This window comes from Dietzia sp. CQ4 (assembly GCF_014145125.1).
GTDB classification, from domain to species: domain Bacteria; phylum Actinomycetota; class Actinomycetes; order Mycobacteriales; family Mycobacteriaceae; genus Dietzia; species Dietzia natronolimnaea.
In genome coordinates this window covers 1-9,920 of record NZ_JAALDZ010000183.1, presented here as the reverse complement: position 1 = coordinate 9,920, position 9,920 = coordinate 1, and the positions used below count along the sequence as shown (strand labels likewise).

Genomic DNA, 9,920 nt, shown 5'->3' with positions numbered 1-9,920 from the left:
CCTCCGCGACGCCGGAGTGGCCGTGGCCGCGCAGATCCACCGCCACCACCCGGAACCGCGCGGCCAGCGCGTCGAGCAGGTCCGGCCCCCAGCAGGCGCTCGACTGGGCCCAGCCGTGGACCAGCACCAGCGGGCGGGCGGCGGGGTCGCCGAGGACGCGGTAGGCGATGACGGTGCCGTCGGAGGAGACGGCGGACGAGACGGCGGGGGAGGGTTCCGGAATGGTCATGACGGCAATCCTGCCACCAGGCCCCGCGCCGGGCGGCTACCGTGGACCAATGGCAACCACCACCACCCAGATCGACTCCGACGTCGTGGTCCGCACCTTCTTCGACGCCCTCGTCTCGGGCGACGTCACCGCCGCCGCCGACCTGTTGGCCGACGACGTGTGGTGGGCCAACATCGGGCTCCCCACCATCCGGGGCAAGCGTGACGTGGTCAAGGCGCTGTCGGCCATGGGCGCCAACGTGGACTTCGACGCGGAGATCCACCACCTCGCCGTGGGCGCCCCGGCGGACCCGACCACCCCCGGCTCCCCCACGATCGTGCTCACCGAACGCACCGACTACCTGGGGATCGGGCGCTTCCGCTGCGGTTTCTGGGTGTGCGGGCGCCTCGAGGTCCGCGACGGCCTCGTCTGCGGCTGGCAGGACTACTTCTCCAAGTCCGACATGGCCCTCGGCGCGGTGCGCGGACTGGTGGGGATGATCACCGGACGGGGCCGCTGACCTCGTCGTCGTCGTCCGACCGCCCTCCCGGGCTGTCGCGGTAGCAGGCCAGCCGCCAGACGTTCTCGCCACCGCGTCGGCGGTACTCCAACTCGTCGAGTGCCTCCAGCGCGATCGCCAGGCCGCGGCCGCGTTCGGCGAACACGTCCGGCATCTGCACCGCCCGTAGGTCCACCCGGGCGGGGCTGCCGTCGTCGGTGAACCGGGCCTCCAGACGATCCGGCGCCACCTCCAGCACCAGGGTCAGGGTCACCGGGTCGCCGTCCCCGGCGTGCTCGATGATGTTCGCGCCGATCTCCGCCACGGCGAGCTCGAACCGCAACCGGGCCTCCTCCTCGACCCGGCCTGCGGAGAGCATCTCCCCGATCAGGTCGAGGACCCGGTCGAGGGTCCCCTCGCCGGTGGTGAGGGTCAGCTCCCGGCGATCGTCAGTCGCCATCGAAGGCGGTGTCCGCCGACTCGTGGGCGGTGAGCACCCGGTCGAGCCGGGTCAGCTTCAGCACGCTCTTCACCTGCGTGTTCGGGGCCGCGATGCGCAGGTCTCCCCCGGCCTGACGCGCCGCCTTGAGCCCGGAGATCAGCGCCCCGAGGCCGGAGGAGTCGATGAACTCGGTGGCGCTGAGGTCCACCACCACCCGGCGGGACCCGCCGTCGACCAGGTCGCGCAGCTGGTCGCGGAGGCCGGGCGCGGCCACCATGTTCAGTCGACCGGTCGGCTGCACCACCACGGCGGTGCCGGCTTCACGGATCTCGTAGGCGGTCATGACGCTCCTTCTCTGTCGGGTCCACGGTAGCGAGCGGCCCGGACGACGACCGACAGAATGAACAGGTCGAACACCACCCAGACGAGGTTGGCCGTCACGCCCAGGACGGAGATGGCCCCCAGGTACAGGCGGACGACCCCGATGATCGCCGCCACCACGAGGAACGCCATGACCATCAACTGCGGCCGGAAGAGGTACCACGGGGTCGCGTCCTCGCCCTGGCGGGTCTTGGGGGTGACCGCGAAGTCGAGGGGCTTGCCGAAGTACACGTTGCGCGCGGCCGTCCAGCACGCCGCGATCCACACCGGGAACAGGGCGAGGCTGTACTGCTGGCCCCGCCAGGTCGGGTTCCCGCGGCCGGCGATGAAGAACAGGAGCTGGCTCAGGAGGAGGAACGGGATCAGTCGGGCGAAGAAGTCCACGCTCCACGCCTGGACCGGCATCACCCCGAGCGTCAGGTAGATCACCGGGGCGGCGAAGTACGCCAGGGCCGCGAAGCCGGACAGGTAGCTCCACATGGTCGACCAGTACATCAACCGCTGGGCGAGGGTGAGGCCCCGCTGCACCAGCGGGTTCTCGCGCAGCATCACCTGGATCGTGCCCTGGGCCCACCGCAGTCGCTGGGTGAGCATGGTCTTGGGGTCCTCGGGAGCCAGACCGTACGCCAGGATCTCGTGGTGGTAGGCGGTCCGCCAGCCGGCGGCGTGCAGACGCATCGCGGTGGCCATGTCCTCGGTGACCGAGATGGTCGCCAGGGCCTGGGTCGGTTCGGCCTCGTCGGCCCGGTCGATGTCCACCGCACGGATCAGGGCGCGGACCGACTCGACCGCCCCCAGCGGCGACCACTCGCGGTCCGCGAGCTGGTCGAGCACGAGATCGTCCAGCACCAGCGCGTCGGACCCGTGCTCGTCCAGCGCGGCGATCGCCTCGAGGTCCGCCCGGATCGCGCCCATGTCGGCGTCCACCACCGCGCGCGCGGCGGCGTCCACCGTCTGCTGGAAGCCGTAGGTGATCTCCGCCAGCGACCCGCCGGCCCGGAGCTCGGCGCGGGCGGTGCGTACGGCCCGGCGGACGGAACCGAGCGCCTCCGCGACCTCGGACTGGTCCGCCGGGACCGCGCGCTGCGCCCGCCTGATCACCCTGCCGGCCGTCCGCAGGGCGCGATCCACCCCGTCCTCGACGGCCTTGACGTACCCCGTGATCCCGAGCTGCATCAGCGCCTCGCGGCGCAGCACGGCGTTCGACCCACAGAAGAACGCGGCGTTCCACCCGTCCTTGCCCTGCTGGATGGGGCCGTAGAACAGCGGGGCCTGGCTTCCCAACGGGTCGGATTCGGGGACGTTGGTGAAGTACTGCGGCGTCTGGACCAGCGCCATCCCGTCGTCCGTGAAGTACCCGAGGGTCCGGTCGAGGATCTCCGGCTCCGGGATCTGGTCCGCGTCCAGGATCAGCAGGAACTCCCCGTCGGTGTGGAGCAGCGCGTTGATGAGGTTTCCGGCCTTGGCGTGGCGGGGCTTGTTGGTCCAACTCGCCGACCGGGTGAGGTAGTCGACGCCCAACTCCTCGGCGGCGGCCGCCAGTTCCGGACGTGCGCCGTCGTCGAGGATCCAGGTGCGGTGCGGGTAGCGGATGCGTGTGGCCGCCGCCGCCGTGTTCAGCACCAGGTCGAGCGGTTCGTTGTAGGTGGTGATGAAGACGTCGACGGTCAGCCCCTCCGGCGCGGGCGGCGGCTCGGGGCGGCGCCTCAACCGCCACATCGTCACGGCGAACAGGATCGAGTCGATCAGGCTGTACGTCTCCGCGAGCACCAACGGGACGGCGATCCACCAGGCGTCCCAGTTGACCGAGAACAGCCACCGCCACACGATGTAGTTCAGCCCCACGATCACCGTCACCACGATGAGCAGTCGCATGTAGGGCGAGGGGTACTCGCTGCGCGGCACCGGCGGCGCCGGCACCGTGCTCATGCCGCCTCTCTCCGGACCGCCACCACGGTCACGTCGTCCAGCGGCGGTCGACCCGCCACCAGCCCGCTGGTCGCGGCCGCCAGATCGTCGGGGCACGCGTGGGGCGCCACGAACTCCCACACCGCGGCGGGGTCACTACCCTCGTCCAGCAGATCGAGCAGGCCGTCCGAGCAGATCACCAACACGTCGCCCGGCTCCAGCTGTGCCTCGTCCGAGGTCCAGGTGGTCCCGGGGAGGATGCCGATCGGGGGACCTCCCTCCTCGAGGGGGTCGATGCGCCCGTCGGCGCGCCGGATCAGGGCCAGGCCGTGTCCGGCGTCGGTGTAGTGGACTGCCCCGGTGGGCAGGTGGATCGCCGCGAGGAGTGCGGTGACGAAGGTGGAGGTATGTTCGCAGTCTTCAGTGAGGTGCTCGGCCGCGAGCGTCGTGACCGCTCCGGTGTCCTGCGCGCCGGTCGCCGGGCCGTACCGTTCCAGCACCCGCGACGCCCCCCGCACCGAGGCGCGGACCGAGGAGGACAGGATCGCCGCCCCGAGCCCCTTGCCCATCACGTCGGCGACGGTGAGCATCAGGGCGTCTGCACGACAGTAGTAGTCGAAGAAGTCCCCGCCGACCGTGAACGCGGGGAGACAGACGGCGGCCACCCGGTAGCCCTCGAGCCCGGTGAGGGGCCGCGGGAGCAACTGGGTCTGGATCTCCGCGGCCCGGTCCAACTCCGCGGAGCGTTCGAGTTCCCGCTGGGCCCACGCGGCGAGTTCGGTGAACGCCTCGATCTGCTGCGGGTCCAGGTTGCGGGGTTCGGTGTCGTAGACACAGAAAGTGCCCACGGGGTGCCCGGTGGGGCCGTACAGCGGGTAGCCGGCGTAGAAACGGATCCCGTCCGGGCCGCCGATGCCGGGGATCTCCGTGAACTCCGGGTCGGCGGCGGCGTCCGGGATGACGAGCATCGGGTCCTCGGGCCGGCGGTACGCCCGAGCGATCGTGGTGCGGCAGACCGTCTTCTCCCGCGGCACCTCGTCGATGTCCAACCCCCGGATCGACTTCATCCACTGCCTGTCGCCGTCCATCAGGGACAGGGACGCCGCAGGCACCCCCAGAACCCGGCGCGCCATGTTGGTGACCTGGTCGAACCGGCCCTCGGGCGGGGTGTCGAGCATCCCGAGTCGTTCCACGTCGCGCACCCGCTCGGCCTCGACGGGGGCGGGGACGCTCCACGGGTGAGGGGTCATCTCGTGCGGTGCTCTCTGTTCAGGGCGTCCGCCATGGCGTCGGCGGACTCCGGGCTGCTGGCCAGACGCCAATCGGTCTCCTTGTGGTGGTCGAACCACACGAACGCGGTTAACTCGTCTCTCGACTCAAGATACGCGACGAGGTCCCGGATCCACTCCGGCTTGGACCCACCCGCCTCGGCGCTCGCCACCTCGGTGACCATCACCGGTCGATCGGGTGCGAGAGCGGCCACCTCGTCCAGGGTGGGACCGAAGATCTCCTCCGGCTCCTGCCACGAGCTCCACGGCTGGGTGGTCCCCCAGTTGTAGCCGTCGACGCCCACCACGTCCACGTAGTCGTCTCCCGGATAGAGCGGGGCGACGGGGCTGCTGCCGGAGTGGGGGACGTTGACCGTCCAGACCCACCTCACGTTGTGGACCCCCTTGACGGCGAACAGGTCGTGGACGTGCCGCCACGCGTCCACATAGGTCTGCGGTGGGGTTCCGCCCGCCGGGCTCCACGGGTACCAGTCGCCGTTGGCCTCGTGGGCGAACCGCAGGTACACCGTGTCCCCCCAGGCGGCCAGCTCGTCGGCCCACCGGTACAGGTAGTCGTCGTGCACCCCCGCCGCGATCTGCTCCATCGGGAACGCCGACCGGTCGTACTCGCCGTCCGCGACCCAGCGCCACGGCTCCCAGGTGATGACCGGGTCCGCGCCCCACGCCCGGACGGCGTCGAGCTGCGCGATCGGGGGTGGGGAGGAGAAGTCGACGAACCACAACACCACGCTCGGCTGCGCGCCCACCGCGTCGGCGACCGCCCGGAACTCCCCCGGGGCGGCCGGACCGCCGGGGGTGCTCACGCCGAAGCGCGGACACGCCTGGCCGGGCTCGTCGAGGGGCACCGCCAGCGGGTCGTCGGCCACCTCGCACTGCCGGGAGGATCCACATGCCACGCACATCGCCGCCATCACCACCGAGACCAGGACAATCCACACCGCACGCATCGGTGCCCATTGTCGCCGCCACGCGCCGCGGGAGTCGCTGTTCTAGCCTGAACCCATGAGCTTCGATCACCCCGCCGTCCGTGAACGCCTGGCCGACCTCCCCGCCGACACCCGCATCGCGGTGGTGACCGGCGCCTCCTCCGGGATCGGCGAGGCCACCGCGCGCGAACTCGCGGGGCTGGGGTTCCACGTGGTCGTCGGCGCCCGGCGACTCGACCGGCTGCAGGCGCTCGCGGACGAGATCGGCGGCACCGCCATGCCCCTGGACGTGACCGATCCCGCCTCGTGTGAGGCGTTCTGCGCGGCCGTCCCCCGGCTGCACGTGCTGGTCAACAACGCCGGCGGCGCCAAGGGCACGACCACCGTCATGGACGCCGACGAGGAGCAGTGGCGGTGGATGTGGGAGACCAACGTGCTGGGCACCCTGCGTCTCGTGCGCGGCCTCATGCCGGTGCTCGTGGAGACCGGCGACGGCCTGGTGGTGACCATCACCTCGATCGCCGCGCTGGAGTCCTACGACAAGGGCAGCGGGTACACCACCGCCAAGCACGCGCAGGCCGTGCTGCACCGGACGCTGCGCGGGGAGCACCTGGGCCAACCCGTGCGGTTCACCGAGATCGCGCCCGGCATGGTGGAGACCGAGTTCTCGCTCGTGCGGTTCGACGGCGACGACGACAAGGCCGGCGCCGTCTACCAGGGATTGACCCCCATGGTCGCGCGCGACATCGCCGAGATCGTGGGGTTCGTGGCGAGCCGGCCGTCGCACGTCAACCTGGACCAGATCGTGGTCAAGCCGCGGGACCAGCACTCGGCCATGCGGGCCCACAGGCGCTGAGCGATACGGCTCCGCCTTCGCGCGGCACCCTGATAGCGCGTCCACCGGGGCCCAGCCGCGGGAATTAACTGACAAGGCCAGGCTTACCGATGTTCGGTTAGGCTTACTGACCTGGTAAAACGCGGTCGCCAGCCCTACTGTGGGACCCCTGGGGCGCAACATGCCCCGGGCGAACCTCGACGCCCGTCGAGGTCCCCCGAGAGGAAGGGTGCCATGATCATGGCCAAGAAGTCGTCGTCGTTCACCGAACTCCTGTCCGCGCAGGTCGGTCACGAGTTCGCCGCGAGCCAGCAGTACATCGCGATCGCAGTGTGGGCCGACGCCAAGGACCTGCCCCAGCTCGCCGGGCGCTTCTACCAGCACAGCCTCGGCGAGCGGAACCACGCCATGATGATGGTCCAGTACATGCTCGACCGCGACATCCCGGTGACCATCCCGGCCGTGCCCGGCCCGCAGGCCGAGTTCGACGGCCCCGTCGCCGCCCTGCGCTACGCGCTCGAGCAGGAGAAGCAGGTCACCCGTCAGATCGAGTCGATGTTCCAGGCGGCCCGCGCCGAGTCCGACCCGCTGGGTGAGCAGTTCATGCTGTGGTTCCTGCGTGAGCAGGTCGAGGAGGTCGCCAACATGAGCACCCTGGTGGCGATCGCCGAGCGCGCGGACAACGACTGGTTCCGCATCGAGGAGTACCTCGCACGCGAGACCGACACCTCCACCAACACCGGCACCCCGCCCGCGGTGGCCGGCGGCGCCGTCTGACCTGACATTCCGGATCCGGCGAGCGTGCTCGGCCGGTACGGGCGGGGCGGGAGCGGGCGGGGCCTGTACGGGCGCGGGCGGGTCAGGCGCAGCTGTGCTCCACGTAGCTCACCCCGCTGTCGAACCCGATCCGCCGGTGCGTGACCAGGGACCGCGCACCGGTGGACCCGGCGATCAGCGGTCGCCCCCGGCCGATCACCACCGGGTTGACCTTGAGCCGGAACTCGTCGATCTCGTCCACCAACGCCGCTGCCAGCTCCCCGCCACCGCAGAGCCAGATGTCGAGCGGGGAGCTCTCCGCCTTGAGTCGTCGGACCAGTGTCACGGGGTCCTCGTCCGACGCCGTGAGGCCCGTCTCCGCCGGCAGATCACCCGGCCGATGAGTCACCACGTACTGGCGCAGGTGCGGGTAGCCGCTGGCCAGCCCCTCGTCGACAGCGACCTGATGGGTGGACCGGCCCAGCAGAACCGTGTCGAACACCCGTGGGGCGGTCCCCGCGAGCCCGATCGCGCCGCGGATGTGACCGGGGATCGTCTCCGGATAGTGCTCGACGAGCCAGGCCATGTGGTCGCCCTCGAGCGGGAAGAAGTCCGTCCGTCCATCGGGGTCCGCGATGAACCCGTCGGCGGTGACGGCGATGTAGTAGATGAGCTTGCGCATGGGTGAGTCCCTTCGTGGTCTGTGATCAGGGGAAATGGGGCGGGTCAGCCGAGCCGGATCACGTCGTCCACCCCCACCCGGGCACAGAAGCCGTCGTCGTGGCTCACCAGGACCAGGGCCCCGCGCCACCGCGAGAGAGCGTCGGCGAGCACCTCCACACCGGCGAGGTCGAGGTTGTTGGTGGGCTCGTCCAGGATCAGCAACTGCGGAACCGGCCGCGCGAACAAACTCGCCGCCAACGCCGCGCGCAGGCGTTCGCCACCGGAGAGCTCGGCGAGGCGGCGGAACCCGGCGTCCCCCGTGAACAACATCCGCGCGGCGTGGGCGTGGACCTGCTCGGGATCGGCCTCCGGTCGCACCGCCCGGATCGCGTCCACCACCGACCTGTCGGGATGCTCGACCCGCAGATCCTGCGGCAGCAGAGCCCAGGGCACGTGCGCCGCCTCGTCGTCACCGGCTCCGGCGGACCCGTCTCCGAACAGGCGCCGGAGCAGCGTGGTCTTGCCGCTGCCGTTGGGGCCGGCGAGCCGTATCCGCGCAGGCCCGGTCAGGTGGATGCGACCGGCGACAGGATCGAGGGTGTCGATCACGCTCCGCCCGGCCGGCAGCCCCGGGTCGGGCATCGGGATCCGCAACACCTCCTCTCGGCGGACGGCGGCGTCGGCGTCCTGCATCCGCGCGCGCGCCTGTTCGACTCCCTGCTCGTGGACCGCGCGTAGTCTGCCCGCGGATTCCTGGGCGGACCTGCGACGTGCGTTCATGAGGATCTTGGGCATCCCGCCGGCGGCCTGAACCCGACGCCCCTGCGCGAGTCGGCGGCTCGCCTTCTCCGTCCCCTCGACCCTGTCCCGCTTCTCCGCGCGCAACTCGTTGCGGGCGTCCGCCAGCGACTGCATCGCGGCCGACTGCTCGGAGTCGACGACCTCCCGGTACAGCGAGTACGGCCCCCCGAACAGTCGACATCGTCCGGACCGCAGCTCCACCGTGGCATCTGCCCGTTCGAGCAGTTCCAGGTCGTGGCTCACCACCACAGCGGTCCGCCGCCCTGCGGAGACGAACCCCTCGAGCGCCGCGAACAACCTGGCCCGGGCCGGTCGGTCGAGGTTGTTGGTCGGCTCGTCGAGAAGCAGCACCTTCGGCCGCCCCAGGAGCCGACCCGCCACCGCCGCGAGCGTGCGCTCCCCGCCGGACAGCTCGCCCACGGGTCTGGTCAACTCGGCGGGCAGGCCCAGCTGATCGAGCAGCGCGAGGGTCCGTTCGGCGACGGACCAGTCATCACCGATGCGGGCGAAGTCGTCGTCGTCGCCCTCTCCCGCCTCGATCCGATGCAGCGCCGCGAGCTGCGGGCCTATCCCGAGTTCGTCGGCGAGGGTGCGGCCGGGCGAGGCGTCGACGAGCAGCTGCGGCAGGTATGCGACCGCGGGCGGGCCGGCGGGCTCGCCGTCGACGGAGATCGACCCTGCGGACAGTGGCAGCTCCCCGGCGATCACGCGCAGCAGCGTGGACTTGCCGGCGCCGTTGCGGCCGACCAGTGAGGTCAGACCGGGGCGCACCGTGAGGTCGAGCCCGGTGAAGAGGGTGGTGTCGTCGGGGAACGCGTAGGCGACGTCCGACAGGACGAGGGAAGACATGAGTGCTCCAGGGAGGTGGCGGGTGGGCCGGGTCTCACCTGGGGTCGAGCACTGTCCTGTGGCTCCTCGTGTCGAGTTCTCGGCTGACGCCCCTCGCGTCCGCAGGTCTCCCCGCGGTCACGCCGTGCGCCTACCGACTTCCGCTGTGCACAGTACGCCGGGGGGCGACCGGCGGCAAGGGGTGCGCACTGGCGCGTCACATGAACGCGCTGGGCGGGAGGCCTTCGCGGCTGGTCATCGGCAGCTCCTTCTCGAGCTTCTCCATGAAGAAGTGCGACTGCACCGCGGTCCAGATGTTGTTGGTGAGCCAGTAGATACCGATCGCGATGGGGAAGTTGAAGAAGTACGCGCCCACGATCGGGA

At 71.0% G+C, this 9,920-nt stretch carries 11 protein-coding genes; 3 read left to right on the top strand and 8 right to left on the bottom strand.

Translation table 11 applies throughout. The features are described 5' to 3' along the window. A partial coding sequence (locus G6031_RS11240) for an alpha/beta fold hydrolase (protein ID WP_182653301.1) occupies positions 1-229 on the bottom strand: 229 nt, incomplete at its 3' end. A 49-nt stretch (positions 230-278) separates the two neighbouring features. On the opposite strand from G6031_RS11240, the gene G6031_RS11235 reads away from it, so the two are divergent. Further along, entirely contained in the window at positions 279-728 is a 450-nt protein-coding gene (locus tag G6031_RS11235) for a limonene-1,2-epoxide hydrolase family protein (protein ID WP_179523398.1), read from the top strand. On the opposite strand, the gene G6031_RS11230 is transcribed toward G6031_RS11235, so the two are convergent. From G6031_RS11230 to G6031_RS11210, 5 genes are read right to left on the bottom strand one after another with little or no spacing between them, the layout of a single operon-like run. Continuing rightward, positions 709-1,167 carry an ATP-binding protein gene (locus G6031_RS11230; RefSeq protein ID WP_182653300.1) on the bottom strand — a complete coding sequence of 153 codons (459 nt, stop codon included), beginning with the start codon at positions 1,165-1,167 and terminating at the stop codon, positions 709-711. The genes G6031_RS11235 and G6031_RS11230 overlap by 20 nt on opposite strands. Next, positions 1,157-1,492 (bottom strand): STAS domain-containing protein, encoded by a 336-nt coding sequence (locus G6031_RS11225; RefSeq protein ID WP_179523400.1) that lies wholly within the window; start codon positions 1,490-1,492, stop codon positions 1,157-1,159. Before G6031_RS11225 ends, G6031_RS11230 begins: the two co-directional genes overlap by 11 nt. Next, positions 1,489-3,459 carry a glycosyltransferase family 2 protein gene (locus G6031_RS11220; protein ID WP_182653299.1) on the bottom strand — a complete coding sequence of 657 codons (1,971 nt, stop codon included), beginning with the start codon at positions 3,457-3,459 and terminating at the stop codon, positions 1,489-1,491. Before G6031_RS11220 ends, G6031_RS11225 begins: the two co-directional genes overlap by 4 nt. After that, positions 3,456-4,688, bottom strand: a complete 1,233-nt coding sequence (locus tag G6031_RS11215) for a SpoIIE family protein phosphatase (RefSeq protein WP_182653298.1) — start codon at positions 4,686-4,688, stop codon at positions 3,456-3,458. Before G6031_RS11215 ends, G6031_RS11220 begins: the two co-directional genes overlap by 4 nt. Continuing rightward, positions 4,685-5,674, bottom strand: coding sequence for a glycosyl hydrolase (locus G6031_RS11210; protein ID WP_182653297.1), 990 nt, complete (start codon positions 5,672-5,674; stop codon positions 4,685-4,687). Before G6031_RS11210 ends, G6031_RS11215 begins: the two co-directional genes overlap by 4 nt. A 55-nt stretch (positions 5,675-5,729) precedes the next feature. On the opposite strand from G6031_RS11210, the gene G6031_RS11205 reads away from it, so the two are divergent. Beyond that, complete coding sequence (locus G6031_RS11205; RefSeq protein WP_182653296.1) at positions 5,730-6,509, top strand: SDR family oxidoreductase; 780 nt, start codon at positions 5,730-5,732, stop codon at positions 6,507-6,509. 219 nt (positions 6,510-6,728) lie between these two features. Next, positions 6,729-7,265, top strand: a complete 537-nt coding sequence (locus G6031_RS11200) for a ferritin (RefSeq protein ID WP_179525999.1) — start codon at positions 6,729-6,731, stop codon at positions 7,263-7,265. An 82-nt stretch (positions 7,266-7,347) separates the two neighbouring features. Here G6031_RS11200 and G6031_RS11195 read toward each other — a convergent pair whose 3' ends face one another. Together G6031_RS11195 and G6031_RS11190 are read right to left on the bottom strand one after the other, a co-directional pair. After that, complete coding sequence (locus tag G6031_RS11195) at positions 7,348-7,926, bottom strand: dihydrofolate reductase family protein (RefSeq protein WP_182653295.1); 579 nt, start codon at positions 7,924-7,926, stop codon at positions 7,348-7,350. A 44-nt stretch (positions 7,927-7,970) separates the two neighbouring features. Beyond that, positions 7,971-9,557 carry an ATP-binding cassette domain-containing protein gene (locus G6031_RS11190; protein WP_182653294.1) on the bottom strand — a complete coding sequence of 529 codons (1,587 nt, stop codon included), beginning with the start codon at positions 9,555-9,557 and terminating at the stop codon, positions 7,971-7,973. Positions 9,558-9,920: the final 363 nt, after the last annotated feature.